The organism is Komagataeibacter europaeus LMG 18890, assembly GCF_000285295.1.
Taxonomy (GTDB): Bacteria; Pseudomonadota; Alphaproteobacteria; order Acetobacterales; family Acetobacteraceae; genus Komagataeibacter; species Komagataeibacter europaeus.
Genome location: NZ_CADP01000011.1, coordinates 1 through 17,331, shown reverse-complemented (window position 1 = coordinate 17,331; position 17,331 = coordinate 1). Strand labels below are relative to the sequence as shown.

The window sequence follows — 17,331 nt, the reverse complement described above, 5'->3', positions numbered from 1 at the left end:
CGGTGCGGGCGCATGCCTATGGCCCTTCCTGCAAAGCCTTGCCCCGCGCGACAGTGCGGCAGCCCACCTGCCGGTTGATGTGGATATATCCGCCCTGCCACCGGGACAGCAGATTGTGGTGACATGGCAGGGCAAGCCGGTTTTCATTACCCATCGCACGCCCGAATCCATCGCGGCCCTGCAGGACGCCGCCCTGACCGGACGACTGCGTGACGGGCAGTCCAATGACCGGCAGCAGCCACCCTATGCCAGAAACTGGCACCGTTCGCTGGACCCGCGCTATGGCGTGGTGGTGGGTATCTGCACCCATCTGGGCTGTGTGCCCGCCTATAAGCCCCTGCCCGAAGGGCAGGGCGGCGGCAACTGGCCGGGTGGTTATGCATGTCCCTGCCATGGATCGAAATTCGATCTGGCCGGGCGTGTGTTCCGTGGCGCGCCCGCCCCGTACAACCTGCCGGTCCCGCCCTACAGCATGCCATCGCCCACCGTTATCCGGCTGGGTGAAAACCCGGCGGGGCAGGATTTCGATTTCGCCGGTATCCAGCAGCTCTGATCCCGGTGGCCTAGCGCACGGGTTTCAGGTGCAGGTCCATGGTATAGATTGCAACCGGCAAATGCAGGCGTGAGACCCCATCGGGCTGGAACGTCGCGGTCCGGTCAAGCTGCACGGCGGGTATCCACAGCATGCCATGGCTGTCGATCCACATGGCGTCGGCCCAGACCAGCCGCCTGTCATGAATCAGTGTGGTGGTTTTTCCCTGTGGTGTAATGCGCAGGATACTTAACCTGTTCACATCCGACACATACAGGTTGCCATCCCCGTCAATGGCTGTCCCGCCCGTCGTGGGCGTATCATGGAACAGCGTTACGGCATGGGACAGGTCGGCTGCCGACAGGGTCGGGTTTTCCAGCGCCGTCGTGGGCACCACCCACATCGGGCCGGAACTGGGCTGGAAATAGAGTTTCTGTCCGTCCGGGGAGACTTCCAGCTGGTCAGCATGGATTCGCACCTGCCGACCATGGGCGATCAGCATGCGGCCTTCGGCATACATCGGGCGGTCATCCGTGGTGGAACGGTCATGCGCCAGTACCCGTCGCTGTGCCCCGGTGGACAGGTTGACCACCACCAGCGCCGGATCCCCCGCATCGGTCACGAAAATCGTATCCCCATGGAAACGGATGTCATCCATGTAGCTGTGTGGCGTACTGGCCGCCCGGAGTGAGATGGCATGCGCCACGCGCCCGGTCGTTATGTCAAACGCCAGCAGGCGCGCCGGTGCGCCGTTGTGGGGGCTGGGTGGCCCCCTACGTTCGCGTTCCCGGAATCCACGACCCATAGCAGCCCGTCCGGGCCGATGCGCAGGGCGTTGACGCGCACGAAGGGCTGCAGGTCGCTCCTTGTCCCGTCGGGATGGTTCCAGCGTGCATCGGGGAAGGCATGGGGCTGGCCGCCTGCGTCGATTTCAGCAACGGTGGGGCCGCTGCCGCCCCCACCCCAATAGGGGAAGGAGACGAAAGTGCGTCCGTTATCGGCGACCGCTACGGCATTCAGGACACGGTCGGATGTCCATTGCACATGCAGTCCTTCATGTGCCCGTGCCGGGCCATGCCATGTGACAGCGGCCGGAATGGCCAGAAAAAATGACAGGAACACGCGGCGCAGGCGCTGACGGGTGGTCGGCATATGCCCAGCATATCATTACGCGGGGTGATCGGTCATCACGCCTGTGTGTGGGCAAGGTCCCACATGCCACGGGCGGCATGTGGGACAGGCATTCAGGCCGCCGGGGCGGGGGCCGCCAGCTGGCCCAGGGCCGCGCGCAGCCTGTTTTCGTTTTCCGGAGAAAGCGAGGTCTGCAGCACGCGGGCATGGCCCTTGAACGTGCGCAGGTCGGCCAGAACCTTGTCGGGCTGGGACTTGCGCACCAGAATGAACAGCGCGGACGTGTTGGCCGGGATGGTGGCGCCCAGCGACTTGATGAAATTGTCATCAATGCCGTAGTCGGACATCTTGCCCGCGATCGCGCCCGCACCGGCACCCACGATGCTGCCCGCGACAAAACCCGCCAGCGGGTTCAGGCACAGCAGGCCAACCAGCGCGCCCCAGAACCCGCCAGAGAACAGGCCATACGACGCGCCGACCTTTTCCAGGTTGACGCTCTGCTGCAGGTGCAGCTTGCCATCGGCGGTGCGGATGACGACAACCGCGTCCTCCAGGTCCAGCAGGTATTCCTTTTCCAGCTTCTTGCATTCGGTCAGGGCAGCCGTGGCTTCGTCCTGGCTGTCAAAACCGATAACGATCAGATCGGACATGGGATACTCCATTGCATGTCTCCGCCCCCGGATGGTGGGGGCGGATGGTCACCATGATATTACATGGATATATCCTTCATGCCGTGGCGGTTTTTAGGCATGGATGCCCCCGGTGGGGTGCAGGTCTGGCCCGGTTGCGGGCGCAGGCCGGATATCCCATCTGCCATGAAGCGGCTCATGACGGACATGGTGGCGAACCGTCCCCCTGTCATATGTGTTGTCCGTATGTCGCAGTGTCACGCACCCATGTATTGCAAGGAGAGACAAGCCGATGTCCCGTTTCATGAACGATGATGACCGTCCCGACAATGCAGGCGAAGGCAAGCATGGCACCGCGCGCAGGCTGGCCGAAGCCGGGCTGAAGGCCGAGCGCGCAGGCGATCAGGCCCGTGCCGATGAACTGTTTGATGAAGCCGAGCGCACCGATCCCGAGGCGCTGGAAAACGTGCTGATGGAAAATCCGGCCCCCCGTCGCCGCGTGTCAGGGCGCGGATTTGGCGATGACGCCGCTGTTGCCCGTATGAGCCGCACGGTGGAACCGGATGCCGATTCCCCGTCACGTGCCGGGATTACGGATGATGGCAGCGGTGCGGATTCCGAACGCCGGTAAGGGGTATCCTGAACGGATTTTCCAGCCAGCCCCTTATTGGGGCGGATGGGCCGCGGCGTCCGCTTCAACCGCGCATTCTTCCGCAGGGGGCGCGGACATGGTCGGGTGCAGGGCAACGACCTCCGCCCGGGCCGCGTCCATTTCCTGACGGAAGCCTTCATCCTGTTCCATGGCGGAATACAGCACGCCGCCATTCAGCCACGCGGCCATCACGTCGCTTTGCCACTGTACGCCACAGACGACCCGGCTTTCCCCGAATACCCGGGCACGCTGCATGATCCATGCCGTCCGCTCAGGCAGGATGTCAGACAGGATCAGTCCCGTCACCCAGCCCAGCGTGGCATGGAGCGAAGGATAGGATGGGTCATGTCGCAGGCTGGCACGCAGCGGGATGCAGGTCGACAGTTCCGCTTCGGTGAAGGGACGGGGCCGGTTCCACAACATTTTCTGCGCATGGACCGCAGGTGTCAGGCGCTGTTCGATCCGTGTCACCAGGCCCACGAGTTCAGGCAGGTGATCCGGCGGCAGGGTAAAGCCGGCCGCACAGGAAAAGGCCGAGACCATATGGGCGGGCGTATCACGGTTATCCGCCTGCGCCAGTTTCCATCGTGGCGTCCCCTCCAGCACGCGGGTCGCGGCGAAAATGCTGGCATCCGCCGCGCGCTGCGCCGTGTCCGGGCCGGGCGGGGGCGGCAGGAAAATCTGTCCATCCGGCAGGGGCGGGCCCGCGGGGACGGTATCGGCGGCCTGTGCCGCATGGTGATGCACGACGCCTGTGCCATGATGGTGGGGATGCGCGCTGGCCTGAACGGATACCACCGCCAGCAGGGTCATCATGGCACAGGTGGCAAGGCCACCCGCCATGGCACAACGGTCAAGACGCATCTGTTTCCTGTCATTTCACCTGTTGGCCGCAACCCACGACCCTACCATGCGCATAGCATGGGTGCAGGGACTGGCAAATCCTGTTGCAGGACAGGTGCTGCTTCTGCGCCGCCGCGTTTTATGGCATGCTGGCGCCAAAGCCCGGAGGCACGCAAGAATGAACCGCAGAAACCAGATATGGCCCACCACGGTCAGTCCCGTACGCATCGGCCTGTGTGTCGTTGGCCTGACGCTGGTGGTGGTCCAGTTTTTCCATGGCCTGCACATAAGCCCCGATTCCATGCCGGGACAGGTCATGTTTCACATCGCCATGCTGGCGCTGGGGGCGATCATATTCGTCGTTGGCATGTGGGGACCGTCGCTGTAGGCACGCAGGTCACTGTAACAGCCTCAGGAAATGCCGCCTTGCTGGAAAAGGCGGCATGCCCCACCACATGTCAGGACATGAACCCGATGCGTCGGTTGCCGTCCCGCCCCGCCGTTTCCGCCTGAAGACGCCCAAGCAGTTCATCGGGCGTCGGGTCTTCATCAAGCAGGCGCGCACGACGCAGCACCAGCGCGAAATCGGACGGGACCAGCGTATGGATGTGGCGCAGCCCGGCGGGCGCATCCTTCCCGAAGAAGCGACGGAAGGCATGCGCTGCCTGGCCTGATGTCAGGTAGCCAAAGCGCGCGCGGAACAGGAACCGCCGCATGCTGGCCGGATCCAGCTTTTCCACAAGGTTGGTGGTGCAGGCAAATGGCAGCGGATGATGTTCCATCCATGTCAGCATTTCGTTGACCTGGCTGATTTCCCATGACCGTTCCGCCGAACGGCGATCGCCCAGCAGGCTGTCGGCTTCGTCAATGATCAGGAAGGCCCCGCTGTCGCAGGCCTCGGCAAAGGCAGCGGCGATCTGCTGCTCGCTCTGGCCCACATACTTGTCCAGCAGGTCGGAGGCGCGTTTCTGCAGCACCGGCATGTCCATCCGTTCCGCCAGATGGCGGGCATACGCGCTCTTGCCCGAACCCGGCGGACCCGACAGCAGCAGCGAAACCGCGCGCGGCGCGCCGGGACGCGCCAGCCGCGTGGTCAGGGCCTGCAGGTCGCAGTCCGCATTGATCAGGGTCGCATCGTAATCCGTCACATCCGGCTGTGACGGCATGGGCATCTGCCCGCCCGCCGCAGCGCGGGCGATGCCGGTCGCGATCATGCTGGCCATGGCGGAATCGCCCCCCGCCAGATGGGTGGAGCGGAGCGCATTGCGAAAAATGGCCGGGGCCGCCGGAATGGCGCGGGCCAGGTCGGCGGCATCCGTGGGGGCAAGGGCGACCTTTTCCTCACGCGCCATGTCCTGCCACAGCCGCGTGCGCACGCCGATACCGGGCTGGCGCACCTCGATGCACAGCGCCATGCGCCGCGCGATCGCGGGGCCAAGGGTATCTAGATCGTTGGCTGTCCAGATGACCGGCGTGCCGCCCTGTTCCAGCAGCCGGTGAAAGAACACGCGGCTGTAGGACTGTGGCGGATCGAACAGGCTGGCGGTGAACAGGTCCTCGGCCTCGTCAAACAGCAGGATGGATTCCGTGTTGCGCAGCAGCCGCGTGCTGCACCGCAGGTCGGCCAGCCGTTCGTGGCGGGAGGGTTCATCGCCGGCGCTGTCCGCCTCGCCCACGGGGTACAGGGTCGCACCGATATGCCGGGCAAGGGTCGCGGCAAATTCGGTCTTGCCCGTGCCCGGTGGCCCATACAGCAGGATATTGATGCCGGTTGCATGCTGTCTGACCGCGGCCTTCAGCAGCTTTGCCGCGATTTCCGCCTGCTGGCCCAGATGGGCGAAGGCATCCCACGGCAGGGTCGCATCCCTGGGCTGGCCCAGCAGCAGGGAACGGATATCCCCCACCACGCTGGCCCGGCGGTTCATCAGCGCCATGAGCCGGGGCAGCAGGGTGATGTCGCCGTCCTCATCCACGGTCATGAGGCCACTCATGCGCAGTTGCCCATCGGGGGCAAGGGCGGTGGCGATCGCATCCTCCTCCTGCCCCAGCAGCAGGTGGAGCAGGGGGATGTCCTCGCACAGGAACGGCCCGCGTGAACGGTTTTCACACAGGTCGTCCCACAACTGTTCGAAATGGCCATTCAGGCGGTAGCACATGGCCAGGCCAAGCACCTCGCTGGCGACCCGGCCCAGGCCTGTCGCCTGGCTCAGTTCCTCCAGCCATGTATCCACGTAGCCCCGGTCGCCCGCATGCTGCGCGCGCGCTTCTTCCAGCGCATGGCCAAGGCGTTTCCATTCCGTGGCGGTGGGCGGGTTTTCCCCGTCATGGCGGGGGGCGGCGGGCAGTTCCTTGTCCTGCAGGCCAAGGTCGGGCTGGGCCTGCACCACGCAGCGCACCAGCGCGCCCGCGTCACGCGACCCACGATGGATAGAACCATGCAGTACGCACAGCATCTCCAGCAGGCGACGTGTCTCGCCCCGCACGCGCGATGAGCGGGGCTGTACCGTCCTGCGGCGTGCTGCCGGTCGTCTGCTTCTGGCTAGCGCCATATATAGGGTCTCCTGCTACTCCTGTCTGAATATAGGTATTGCAGGGGCAGATGTCGTGGGGGGAGGAAGATGTTTTCTCTCCCCCCTGCCGCATCAGTTGCCACCCGACAGGGCAAAGCCGGTTTCAACCTGATCCAGCATGGCCTCCAGCCCGGCATGGCGCAGCGGATCGGTGCCGGTGGTGATATGGCCACGGGCGCGTTTTTTCAGGCTGCCAACGATTCGGGGGCTGACAGGCCGGTCGGTCCCGTGGCGCAGCATGTCGGCAATGCTGGTCCCGCGTTCATGCGCCACCTGCATGACCGAGAACGCCATGTGGTTGACGATGTTCTCGAACTCGAAACGGCCAAAGCGGGAATGGCAGCGGCTGAGCTGGTCCAGCGCCGTGGCGTAGCGTTCCACCGGGTTGGCCTGCGTGGCCGTGCGGAAATGCTGGGTGTGGTAACGCGATGCCTGTATGTGTTCCTCCCGTGCCAGATCCCATTCACCAATGGCGGTGCATTCCGTCTCGATCAGGCAGTGCAGGGCGCGGGCGTTCAGGCAGGATGCGACAAAATCCGCATGGGTGATGTCGTTCCATTCCAGCTTCTGCCCCGCACGCTGCATGGCGAAGCGGAAACCCCGGTGGCCATCGATGCCGTACACGATGGTGGTGTTGCCCCGGCACAGCGGGTCGGTCCCGGTCACCATGATGTGACCGCTATCGGCACGGTGCATGTAATGCTGCCATGTCATGACATCGAGCAGCGTATCGTCATCCACGAACCGGTCGGTATGACGGCGGACGTGTTTCATGAAGCTGGTGGCCTGCAGGCCGGTTACCGCGTGCGGGGAAAAATCGACCTGCCACCACACGCATGCCCGCATCAGGTGGAATGCAAGCGCATCGCGCAGTTCCGCGAGTGCGGCATGTTCGGTGGCCAGGCTGTCCACCTGTGCATCGCACAGGGCCTTGACGGTCCTGAAGCGGTTGGCAAGCATGTCCAGCTGCCGCGCCACAGGTTGCCAGGGGTCAAAATAGCTGACCAGGCTTTCGGGGCGGGAATGCTGCAGATGCCAGGCAGCCGGGGCGGTACGTGGTTCACGCATCGGGCGGTCCTTGAAGTATCTGGGGCTGGAAGGATCGGTGTCGGTTAAAGGGGCGGTCATGCCGGCAGCGCCAGCACGATACGGATCCATGCGCCACGATGGGATGGGGGCGGGTCACATGGGCTATGGCATTGGCCCGGTTATCGGGACAGGGTGTTATGTGGTTGTTCGTTGCATGCCATATTGATGCATATAATAGGCATGTTATGTGATAATGGTAATTAATATCACATTAAATCCATGACAGGTTTCCATGCCCGGCCATGAATATGTTTCTTTCAGTTTTATCAGTAACGCAGCGTACGGCGGGTAAGTTCACGCGCCATGCGGTGAATGTCCACGCCCGCCCGCCTGATGACCGAGCGGCTGGTATGCTTCGCATCCACCAGCGTCACGGGACCGGCGGCGGACAGGGTATGCAGCCCGTCGGTCGCAGGCCGCCATGCGGCTGGCGCGGACAGGGGGGGCAGCGGGTGCGCCGCAAAATCGCGGGTGGTCAGGGTGGTGATGACCAGCGGGGTGATCGCGCCGCCATAGGTACGGGCACAGTCCTGCGTAGGCAGGACGATCGTGCCGTCATCCATCACCACCGGCGTCCCGCCGGGCCGCGCGCCGTGTATGTCGCGCCGCACCGGATTGCCGGGATGCGGGTGCCATGGCCCGGTCAGGCTATCGGCCCATGCAACATGCAGCGTATCGACACGCGGGCGTTCCAGTTCATGCCACGGGGTATGGAACAGCCACCACCTGCCGTCATGGAACAGGGGGGAGGCATCGATCATCGGGCCGGGAAAGGCGCAGCCTTCTACCTCTTTCCAGCGATAGGGGAAGTCGGTCGCGCGGTACAGGCGTTGCATGCCGCTTTTGCCTGATTCCGGCATCATGAGGAACGATCCATCCCGATCGCGCAGAATGACGGGATAGGACAGGTGCCACGGTTCCACCAGTACGGGGGCGTGTGCGGTGACGTTCAGGGTGCGGTCAAGGATGAAGACATCGATCCGCCCGACCTTCACGCGGTAGTCATAGGCTTCGGCAAACAGGTACAGCCTGTCCTCGTGCCAGATGCCAAAATGGTCGGCAATGAAACGGAAGGGACCGGGATCGGGCAGCCATGTGACCGGCGTATCCACCAGCGTGCCCGCGCGCAGTATGTCGGGCATGGACCGGTGAAGAAGTCCCGTCTGCCATATGTCGGTCCGGCCCAGTCCCATTTACGCGGTTCCCGTTGCTGTCTGGCGGCTGATTTGCAAACACGGATATGCTGCAATATGCCTGATGCCATCGTAACAGATGGCTAGGGCAGGGGAATAGCAAGCATGGGCAATGGGGAACAGCCCCGGTGTCGGAGCATTCGGGCGGCCTATGCCGCCCCCATGTCCCGCAGGCCTGATCCGCATGTGGACGTGATGCTGGCGAGGAAGTTCGCTGGGCATGCCGGACATACCCCTGGTGTCGGCGTGGACATGATGATCGCCCATGGCATGGCCGTTATCCGTGCATCACGGCAGATGCTGGTGCTGGTGCTGGTGCTGGTGCTGGTGCTGGATGACATGCCGGGGGCGTCTGGTGCGTGCATGCCACGCCCTGTCCACCCGCATGCTGACGTGAACGGCATGATTGATGACGCTGCCGCACGGTATGCGCATGATGTACGGCCGCGTGCGTCTCGGGGACCGGAAGAATGCTTTGGCGTGCGCGGCACGATCCTGCCGGGATGATGCCCGCCCGCCCGCCCATGCCACCCGCATCCCGCATCGGACTGGCGGAGGTCGTGGCATTTGGCGCGGGCGACATGGGGTTCAACATCATCTGGGGGCTGATGCTCAGCTACCTTGCATATTTCTATACCGAAATCTGCCTGCTGCCGGTGCAGATGGTGGGGTTCATGCTCATGGCCGCGCGCGCGGCCAGCCTGGTGACCGATCCGGCGGTGGGGATCTGGATTGACCGCAGGCCCGCGGGGCGGCAGGCATTGCCATTGCTGCGTGGCGGGATCGTGCCGTTCATTGTGCTGGTGGCGCTGGCCTTCATGCCCCTGCCGCATGGGTGGCCGGTGGTCGTGCGCGGCATCGGCGCCACCATCGGGTATATGGCGCTGTGTGTGGCGTATGGCGTGGTCAATACCGCCTATGGCGCCATGACCAGCCTGATTTCGGCGGGTCATGACATGCGCCTGCGCCTTGCCACCAGCCGGATGGTGGGGGCGACGCTGGGCAGCCTGCTTGTCAGTATCGCGACACTGCCCATGGTGGACTGGCTGGGGCATGGCGACCGGCAGGTGGGGTTTGCCCTGTTCATGGTCGTGGTGGCGTGCGTGGTGGGCGGATTGCTGTGGCTGCCGTCGCGGTTCTGCCATGAACGGGTCGCGACGGACAGCGGTGACATGACGGTGCGCGCACGCGTTGCCGGGCTGCTGGCCAACCGGGGCTGGCGGCGGCTGACGGGGGCGATGTTGCTGACCATGCTGGGCAGTACCTTCCTGTTCGGCGCACTGGTCTATGACGTGCGTTATGTCCTGCATGACAGTGACCATATGGCTGGCTGGCTGCTGGGTACCATAAGCCTGATGGTGCTGGTGGGCTGTGGCCTATCGCTGCCGCTGGCTGCGCGGTGGGGCACGGCCCCGGTCATGCGGGGCGGCACGCTGGCGGCGGGGGGCGTGCTGCTGGTGGCGTATGTGCTGCCCGCGCGGGTGGAGGTGATCGGTGTATCGCTGGCGCTGTTCGGCCTGTGTGTCGGGATCTGCAACCCGGTCTGTTTTACCCTGCTGGCGCACTGCATGGACGGCGATGGGTTTTCGGGCACGCATACGGTGGGGCTGGCATGGGCGCTGAATTCCACCGCATCAAAAATGGCGTTTGATATTGGCGGCAGCCTGCTGGCGGGCGTGCTGGCGGTATCGGGGCTGGTTGGTGGCGCGCGCATGCAGCCGTTACATGCGCAGGCGGGAATCCATGCCGGCTTCCTGCTGGTGCCTGCCGTGCTGTACCTGCTGGCGGGCGGGGTCGTGCTGCGGTATTCCGCCCGTCAGAACCCGGTGGAGGCGGTAAACAGCACCGCCAGCCCGCCGCCCACGTAATATTGCGGCCCATCGGCTTTGGTCAGGGTGGGGGTGGCGACACCGGACAGGTAATGCTGGTTGGTGATATTATTGAAATTCATCCGGAATTCGGGGTGGGACAGGAAAGCATGGTCGTCCATGCGGTAGCCAATGGCTAGGTTGCCGGTGGTATGGTCGGGCATGCGTTCGTCATTCATGAAGGTTGAATACTGCCGTCCCGTGTAATGGACGGACGCCATGCCAAATATGTGCCCGTCATCATAGCTCAGCCCGGCGGAGGCCTGCAGTGTCGGGCTTTCCACCGCCGTCTTTCCCCGCGTCGCCAGCATGCCGCTGCTGGAGGGAATGTCACTGTCGATGGTGGCGTGCAGGTATTCCCCGGACAGATAGGGCGCGAAATGGTGCCATGGTCTCATGCCGATTTCCACATCCACCCCGCGTGAGGTCTGGCCACCGCCGTTGATGGTAGATTCCACCTGCCCGATCTGGGTCTGGATTTCGCGGTTGGTGAAATCATAGTTGAACAGCGTCAGGCTGCCGATAATCAGGTCGCCATTGTAGCGGTAGCCCAGTTCCTCCGACACGGAATATTCGTTTTTCAGCTGCGTTGCGACGCCACTGGCGGTCACCCCGCCAAACAGCGCGGTTTCGTCGGGCGTGCGGAAATTGGTCGTGGTGTTGAAAAAGACCATGTGCCGCGGACTTATGCGGTAACGGATCGCGATGCGTGGCAGCGGGGTGGCGGAATTGCTGCCCGCCGCCGTCTGCACGCTATCCGACGTAGTGGTGCCGTGGCGGTCCAGCATGACTTCCTTGAACCCCACATCCACCATCAGGCGGTGGTTCAGGAAATGCATCCGGTCGCCGATATACAGTGCATTGGTTTGGGAAATCATGTGGTAGCTGCCCGCGTCCACCTGCTGGCCATCGGGTTGCAGCAGGGTGCGGCTGATACGGTCGACCCATATGTCGGCCGCAGTGCCCTGCGCATTGACGGACGTGAAGGGCTGATGCTCGCTGTCATCGGAATAGTCGTACCAGTAACCGAACACCAGGTCATGGTTGCCAAGCAGCCAGTCCAGTGTCGCGTTGAAGCCGGAACGGTAGCTGGTCTGGGTCCAGTTCGCGCGCACGACGGCGTTTTCATCGCAGTTGCCTGTGCCGCTGCACAGGCCGCTGTCACCCATGGTCGTGCCGCTGGGGTCGTTGCCGTAGCTCCACTGGGCATAGGGCGTGACCTTCAGGTGCAGGTTGTCCGCCAGCGTGAAGCGCGCCGGGGCCGCGAGATAGGCAATGCGTTCGGGCTGCCGGTACAGCGCCCAGTAATCCGTGCCGCCCGCCGCATCATGGGGGTTGTAGGTGGCGGCAAGGTTGTTGGCCGCCCCGTGCGGTCCCTGTGCCTGCCAGTCCGCCTTGTCCACCGGCGGGTAATAGCTGGCGACCATCGTGTTCCATGTCCCGATCAGGGACACCCGGTTGCCCGCCCCCCATTCGCGCAGGAATTTGAAGTCGATGTGCTGGCGTTCATCATGGCCCGGCCCGCGCCAGTTATCGGTATAGCCATGGGAATAGGACACGAAGCCCCGCAGGCCGGTATGCCCGATCTGCCCGGTTTCCAGCCGCAGGAACTGCCGGTTGGTGTTGTATGACCCGTACGAGACATCCGCATAGCCCCCTGCCTTCATGGATGGATCGCGAAAGGACATGTCCATCAGCCCCCCCGCTGCGTTCAGCACGGGGGCATCAAGGTCGGCCGATCCCTGCTGCAGGGAAACACTCTGGTAATTTTCCGTATCCGCGAACTGCCCCGGATAGCCGTTGTAATAGGCGATATCATTAAGCGGCATGCCCTCCAGGATGTAACCAAGCGAATCCCCGCTCAATCCCCGCACCGCGATGTTGGTCTGGGGCGAAAACCCCAGCGCGTCGGAGGAGGAGACATTGGCACCGGGCAGCAGGCTGACCATGTCGAATGCCGTCGCACTGGGCGCCTGCTTGCGCATGAAGTCGGTGCCGATGGTGCTGACGGATTTCGGCGCGTCTTCCACCCGGATCAGGCCACCGCCGGGCTGGGTGCCCACCACGTGCTGGCTGGTCACGGTCATGGTTTCCGTGGGTGCTGCGGGAAGATGCGCGGGTGTGGAGGCCCGCGTCGTGACGGGTGGCGTGGCAGGCGTGTTGTCATTTCCCGACGCCATGCCCGGCCCCATGCCCAGCATCGTGCCCAGCGCGACTGTCAGCATCCGCCGGTAGGAAACGGGGACCGGATCGGGCAGGATTGGGGGACGGGGGGCATGTGGCATGGAGCGTTCCTGAAGAAATCTTTTTATTTCATTATTTTGGGTCATCCCGATGGGGTATGACATCGTCTTGAACAAATCCGGGACGGATATATTATATCCGTGTGACGTATCATAAGCCCTGTTATCGGGCATATCCCGTATAATTGTGCGGGCAGGCAGGAAGGTTCTCACGGGTGGGACAGGAATCGGCACATATCGTCAGCAGTTACGAACAGGAACTGGAACAGCTTCGTTCCATGATGGCGCGGATGGGCGGACTGGTTGAACAGCAGACATCGCAGGCTGTCGCCGCCATTGCCGACCGTGATGAAAACGCCGCCGGTGTCGCAGCCGATCTCGACCCGCAGGTCGATACGCTGGAACGCGATGTGGAGGCGATGGTCATCCGTATCCTCGCCCTGCGTTCCCCCGTGGCGGGGGATCTGCGTGAAGTGGTCTCGGCACTCAAGATCACCGGCGACATGGAACGTATCGGTGACTGCGCGGCTTCCATCGCGCGCCGGTCGCTGCGCACGGAACTTGTGACGTCGCGCATATCGCTCAGCGGCCTGCGTGGCATGGGGCGGCTGGTGCAGGACAACCTGCGCCGCGCGATCGACGCCATGAGCCAGCGCAACGCCGACCTTGCCCGTGAAGTCTGGCAGTCCGACACGGCGGTGGACGAACTGTATAACGCCATGTTCCGCGAACTGGTTACCTACATGATGGAAGATCCGCGCAATATCTGGCCATGCACGCACCTGCTGTTCATTGCCAAGAACCTTGAGCGGATCGGCGACCACGCCACCAATATCGCGGAACGCGTCTATTACACCGCGACGGGCGAGATACTGCCGGTTGTCCGCCCCCGTGGCGGGTTTTCAGGACAGGGGGGCTAGCGTCCTTGTTCGAAGATCGCCCGCTGCGCATCCTTGTCGCAGAAGATGATGCCGCCCTGTCCGTCATGCTGTCCTACAACCTTGAGGCGGCGGGGCACCTTGTCATGCCGGTCGATAACGGTCTGGACGCCCTGCGTGAGGTGAGCGAGTGGAAGCCCGACCTTGTCCTGCTGGACTGGATGATGCCGGGCCTGTCCGGGGTTGACCTGTGCCGCAGGCTGCGCATGGCCACGGCCACGCGGTACCTGCCGATCATCATGCTGACCGCGCGGGGGGAAGAACAGGATTCCGTCCACGCGCTGGATACCGGGGCGGATGATTATCTGGTCAAGCCGTGCGGGATGGATGTGCTGCATGCGCGCGTGCGTGCGGTCATGCGGCGTAGCGCGGGCCGTGCCGCAACCCCAGCGGCACAGGCGGAGGACGTACTGACCTTTGCCGACATAACGCTGGACCATGCCGGGCGCAGGGTCAGCCGTGCGGGGACGTCGCTTGCCCTGGGGCCTACGGAATACCGTATCCTGCTGCATCTGCTGCGCAATCCGCGCCGGGTGTTTTCGCGCGCCGAAATACTGGCCGCCGCGTGGGATGACCGTATCCATGTGGAAGAGCGCACGGTGGATGTCCACATCCGCAGGCTGCGTCTTGCGCTGAACGCCACGGGTGGGGCGGACCTGATCCGCACCGTGCGTTCCAGCGGTTACATGCTGGATGATGGCAAGGTGGCCTGACCGCCGCGTCCCAGCTTGGTATAACGCTTCAGCGCCCGTTCGCGGCGCAGGCGTGACAGGCGTTTCAGCCAGAATATGCCGTTGATCTGGTCGATTTCATGTTGCAGGCAGGTGGCCAGCAGGCCATCGGCGTCTTCTTCCACATTCCCGCCGTCAGGGCGCGCATGGCGCACTTTTATCCGCGCGGGGCGGGTGACGGGCGCGTGGATGCCGGGCATGGACACGCTGCCTTCTTCCTGTGTGGATGTTTCCGCCGACTGCCAGATGATTTCGGGATTGGCATAGACATGCGGCCCATTCCCATCCGGCAGGTCAATCACCACCACGCGTTGCGCAATGCCCACATGACATGCGGTGATCCCGATTCCCGGGGCCGCATGCATGGTCTCCAGCAGGTCGCGCGCCAGTTGCGCGGTTGCGGGCGCCGTTGCATCAACGGGTTGCGCCACCTGTTCCAGACAGGGATGGGGAAAGCGGACAATCGGCAGGATGGCCATGCAGGCTGGGTTCCGGTTTGCGATCAGTACAGGAAGGGACCGTTATCGTCCGCGTTCAGGTTGGTGTAATACGGAATGTAGAAGTTCATGCCGAACGGGCTGTAGGTATGGTCCACGCCGGATACGGGACGCAGCGGCTTGACGTCATGTTCCGCCAGGCAGTCATACAGTGTCTCGCGCAGGTGTTCGGTTTCCTTGTCCGATTTCTGCGTGCCGTAGAACAGGTCATGCGCATAGGGTTTGCAGGCCTGCGGAGTATGTTCGTAATAGTCGGCGTACCGGTTCTGCTTGTTTTTTTCTATGTCCGCATCCGATATCCACTGGTGGCTGGCCGCACTGGTGCCCCAGATTTCCTTCCATCCCGTGCGCATGTGCGGCAGGCGGGCGACGGCGATGCCGTCCTGCCGCGTGCCATCTTTGCGCACCAGGCTGCCATGGCAGGCCATGACCTGCATATGGTCGTTATAGACGGCGCTCTTGACCGTCCCGTCTTCGAAACGGATGGCCGGGGATGCATTGGGCGCGCCCTGATTGGCAATGGCCACCACCGCGGATTCAACAGCAGGCTGCCGGCAGTAATTTACCATGGGACGGGGGGCGTGCTGCGCGCAGGCGGCCATACCGAGCGGAAGACATAAAGCAACAAGACGGCGCAACGGTTTTTTCCTTTTGCAATGCGGCACGGGACCCAGCCATGTGCCTGTGTATTCAGGCGTATAGAAGGGGTCCGTTCCTCACAACAATGTAAATTTTCAATTCCGCCCTGTGCTTTTGTCTCCTCTTGCCATTCCTGTGGCGGGAATACGCGGATTATGGGCCGCGAATGCGAATGGCAGCCGTAGCATTACCAGCAGCACGGGCACCAGCGGGACGGGCGTCATGCCCCACCCGTGGCATGGGTATCCTTACGGGGCGGAATATGCGCGTCCATCAGAATGTAATATTACTGTGCAGGCCGAAGATCGCCTCGTCGCCGGTGCGGCGGTATGGGAAGGACGGGTCGGCACCGCCGCCGGCGGGGTGCCAGACGTACTGGAAGTCGGGCTGCATGACCAGCCATGGCGTGACCTGCGCCTGATAGGTCAGTTCAAGGTGGTTTTCGTTGCCCTGCACCAGCGAATGGCTGTCGCGGTCGAACTGGCGCTGCCCCGAACTGGCGCGGCCGATGCCCCAGCCCAGCCCGATCGTGTCGTTGTCGCGTCCCCTGAACGGGGCCTTCAGGTTCAGCCCCGCGTCGATGGCGAAGCTGATCATGTTGCGGTCGCCCCCGTTGCCCGTGGCGCGCACGAATGCACCCAGCGAGCGGGGGGATGTTAGCGAAGGCCGCCAGATCATCTGGTCGATGATGCCATAGACCATCCAGTTGCCCCGGTCCCATCGCGGGGTCAGGTCGGCCTGCGTGGCGCTGGCGTTCAGCGTGGCCGCCCCCAGTGAACCGCCGCGCTGGTTGTAGCGGTAGTCGGCGAATTTCGCGGTATCGTAGTATCCACCCAGCTTGTACACCCCCGGCAGGCCGGGATTTTTGGTCACGTTGGACATGTCGGCCGGCTGCGGGTTGAGCGCATACTGCAGTTCGGTGATCAGCAGCGCGCCGGTGCCCATGTTGAAGTTCGTGCCGTTGGCGCCGTCATAGGTCTGGCTGGTGGGATCGGAACTGAAGCCGCTGCCAGACCCGGTGGCCTGCTGGATGGGCAGGGAGTTGTAGCGGTTGCCGGGCGGGTTGTCGTCGGCTGCGGCGAACATGAAGGTGAATTTCTCGCTGGGGCGGTAGCGGATGCGGATGGCGGGCGAGGACAGCGGCCATGACGGCCCGCCACCATACAGGTTGACCGAAGGGGCCATGGGCCAGCCGAAATTGGCGTTCAGGTACAAAGACGCGTAATAACTGACCAGGAATTCGGTATCAAGGTCCTGCTGGCCGATCTTCACGTCCAGCTTTCCCTTGAGGAAGGACTGCTGGTACCACAGTTCGAACAGGCGGGTGGAGCGATCGGCCTCGAACCCGCTTATGGGGTTGAAGTTGTTCAGGTGATCCTGCGAGATCGAGCGCCCGCGCGTCTGCAGCGCGCTGACGTTGAACAGGCCGCCCTTCAGCCCGAACAGCTTTTCGGTATCGATGGTCAGCGTCGGCATGGTGACGCCGTCATAGGCGGGGCCGGTGCCCGAACCCTGCCCGTCGCCATTGGTGCTGGGCGTGCCGCCGGTGCCGTTGCCCCAGACCTCATCGACTTCCTGTATGTCGAAGGTGATGCCGTGTTTGTAAAGCCACGGCCGCGCGCCCCACATGTTGCCCAGCAGGTTGCCGCTGGTGTCCAGCCTGTCCTCGCCCCCTGCCGCGACCGCGGCCTTTTCTTCCGTATCGGCCTGCGCGCGTTCCGAATCACGCACCGTGGCGGGGTCGATCTGCTGGATCAGCGGGGTGGAATTGCCCAG

The 17,331-nt window shown here is 63.5% G+C and carries 16 protein-coding genes and 1 pseudogene (1 of these 17 only partly in view); 7 read left to right on the top strand and 10 right to left on the bottom strand.

What is annotated here, in order from left to right; genetic code table 11:
- Window positions 1–553, top strand: the 3' portion of a protein-coding gene (gene petA, locus GEU01_RS06050) for a ubiquinol-cytochrome c reductase iron-sulfur subunit (RefSeq protein ID WP_026018544.1). It extends 83 nt beyond the left edge of the window; only the last 553 of its 636 coding nucleotides appear in the window; its start codon lies beyond the left edge, outside the window; its stop codon occupies window positions 551–553.
- Window positions 554–563: 10 nt separating this feature from the next.
- On the opposite strand, the pseudogene GEU01_RS22370 reads toward petA, so the two are convergent.
- Window positions 564–1,684, bottom strand: a pseudogene (locus tag GEU01_RS22370) (L-dopachrome tautomerase-related protein).
- A 92-nt stretch (window positions 1,685–1,776) separates the two neighbouring features.
- Window positions 1,777–2,313, bottom strand: coding sequence for a DUF1269 domain-containing protein (locus GEU01_RS06040; RefSeq protein ID WP_010510620.1), 537 nt, complete (start codon window positions 2,311–2,313; stop codon window positions 1,777–1,779).
- A gap of 271 nt (window positions 2,314–2,584) precedes the next feature.
- Here GEU01_RS06040 and GEU01_RS06030 point away from each other — a divergent pair, with 271 nt between their 5' ends.
- Complete coding sequence (locus GEU01_RS06030; RefSeq protein WP_010510624.1) at window positions 2,585–2,923, top strand: hypothetical protein; 339 nt, start codon at window positions 2,585–2,587, stop codon at window positions 2,921–2,923.
- A 33-nt stretch (window positions 2,924–2,956) separates the two neighbouring features.
- Here the strand turns inward: GEU01_RS06030 and GEU01_RS06025 are convergent, their stop codons facing one another.
- Window positions 2,957–3,808 carry an acid phosphatase gene (locus GEU01_RS06025; protein ID WP_026018543.1) on the bottom strand — a complete coding sequence of 284 codons (852 nt, stop codon included), beginning with the start codon at window positions 3,806–3,808 and terminating at the stop codon, window positions 2,957–2,959.
- A 157-nt stretch (window positions 3,809–3,965) separates the two neighbouring features.
- Here GEU01_RS06025 and GEU01_RS06020 point away from each other — a divergent pair, with 157 nt between their 5' ends.
- Window positions 3,966–4,175, top strand: coding sequence for a hypothetical protein (locus GEU01_RS06020; RefSeq protein ID WP_010510628.1), 210 nt, complete (start codon window positions 3,966–3,968; stop codon window positions 4,173–4,175).
- A gap of 70 nt (window positions 4,176–4,245) precedes the next feature.
- On the opposite strand, the gene GEU01_RS06015 is transcribed toward GEU01_RS06020, so the two are convergent.
- The 3 genes from GEU01_RS06015 to GEU01_RS06005 form a co-directional block, all read right to left on the bottom strand.
- Window positions 4,246–6,270, bottom strand: a complete 2,025-nt coding sequence (locus GEU01_RS06015) for an AAA family ATPase (RefSeq protein WP_019085348.1) — start codon at window positions 6,268–6,270, stop codon at window positions 4,246–4,248.
- A 159-nt stretch (window positions 6,271–6,429) separates the two neighbouring features.
- Window positions 6,430–7,425 carry a hypothetical protein gene (locus tag GEU01_RS06010; protein ID WP_010510633.1) on the bottom strand — a complete coding sequence of 332 codons (996 nt, stop codon included), beginning with the start codon at window positions 7,423–7,425 and terminating at the stop codon, window positions 6,430–6,432.
- Window positions 7,426–7,712: 287 nt separating this feature from the next.
- Complete coding sequence (locus GEU01_RS06005) at window positions 7,713–8,639, bottom strand: glucosamine inositolphosphorylceramide transferase family protein (protein ID WP_019085347.1); 927 nt, start codon at window positions 8,637–8,639, stop codon at window positions 7,713–7,715.
- Between the two features lie 105 nt (window positions 8,640–8,744).
- Between GEU01_RS06005 and GEU01_RS06000 the strand changes: the two genes are divergently transcribed.
- The gene (locus tag GEU01_RS06000) at window positions 8,745–9,146 is read left to right on the top strand and encodes a hypothetical protein (protein WP_019085346.1); all 402 of its coding nucleotides are present in this window, start codon (window positions 8,745–8,747) and stop codon (window positions 9,144–9,146) included.
- The gene (locus GEU01_RS05995) at window positions 9,110–10,507 is read left to right on the top strand and encodes an MFS transporter (protein WP_019085345.1); all 1,398 of its coding nucleotides are present in this window, start codon (window positions 9,110–9,112) and stop codon (window positions 10,505–10,507) included. Before GEU01_RS06000 ends, GEU01_RS05995 begins: the two co-directional genes overlap by 37 nt.
- Here GEU01_RS05995 and GEU01_RS05990 read toward each other — a convergent pair.
- The gene (locus GEU01_RS05990; RefSeq protein WP_019085344.1) at window positions 10,456–12,792 is read right to left on the bottom strand and encodes a TonB-dependent receptor; all 2,337 of its coding nucleotides are present in this window, start codon (window positions 12,790–12,792) and stop codon (window positions 10,456–10,458) included. The genes GEU01_RS05995 and GEU01_RS05990 overlap by 52 nt on opposite strands.
- 173 nt (window positions 12,793–12,965) lie before the next feature.
- Between GEU01_RS05990 and phoU the strand changes: the two genes are divergently transcribed.
- Window positions 12,966–13,670: a phosphate signaling complex protein PhoU gene (gene phoU / locus GEU01_RS05985; RefSeq protein ID WP_019085343.1), complete on the top strand. Its 705-nt coding sequence runs from the start codon at window positions 12,966–12,968 to the stop codon at window positions 13,668–13,670.
- Between the two features lie 5 nt (window positions 13,671–13,675).
- The gene (locus tag GEU01_RS05980) at window positions 13,676–14,401 is read left to right on the top strand and encodes a response regulator (RefSeq protein ID WP_019085342.1); all 726 of its coding nucleotides are present in this window, start codon (window positions 13,676–13,678) and stop codon (window positions 14,399–14,401) included.
- On the opposite strand, the gene GEU01_RS05975 is transcribed toward GEU01_RS05980, so the two are convergent.
- The 3 genes from GEU01_RS05975 to GEU01_RS05965 form a co-directional block, all read right to left on the bottom strand.
- Entirely contained in the window at window positions 14,371–14,898 is a 528-nt protein-coding gene (locus tag GEU01_RS05975; RefSeq protein WP_019085341.1) for a peptide deformylase, read from the bottom strand. The genes GEU01_RS05980 and GEU01_RS05975 overlap by 31 nt on opposite strands.
- 23 nt (window positions 14,899–14,921) lie before the next feature.
- Window positions 14,922–15,554, bottom strand: a complete 633-nt coding sequence (locus GEU01_RS05970; RefSeq protein WP_231290055.1) for a hypothetical protein — start codon at window positions 15,552–15,554, stop codon at window positions 14,922–14,924.
- Between the two features lie 274 nt (window positions 15,555–15,828).
- Window positions 15,829–17,331 (bottom strand): carbohydrate porin (locus tag GEU01_RS05965; protein ID WP_019085340.1); only part of this gene is annotated, 1,503 nt, incomplete at its 5' end.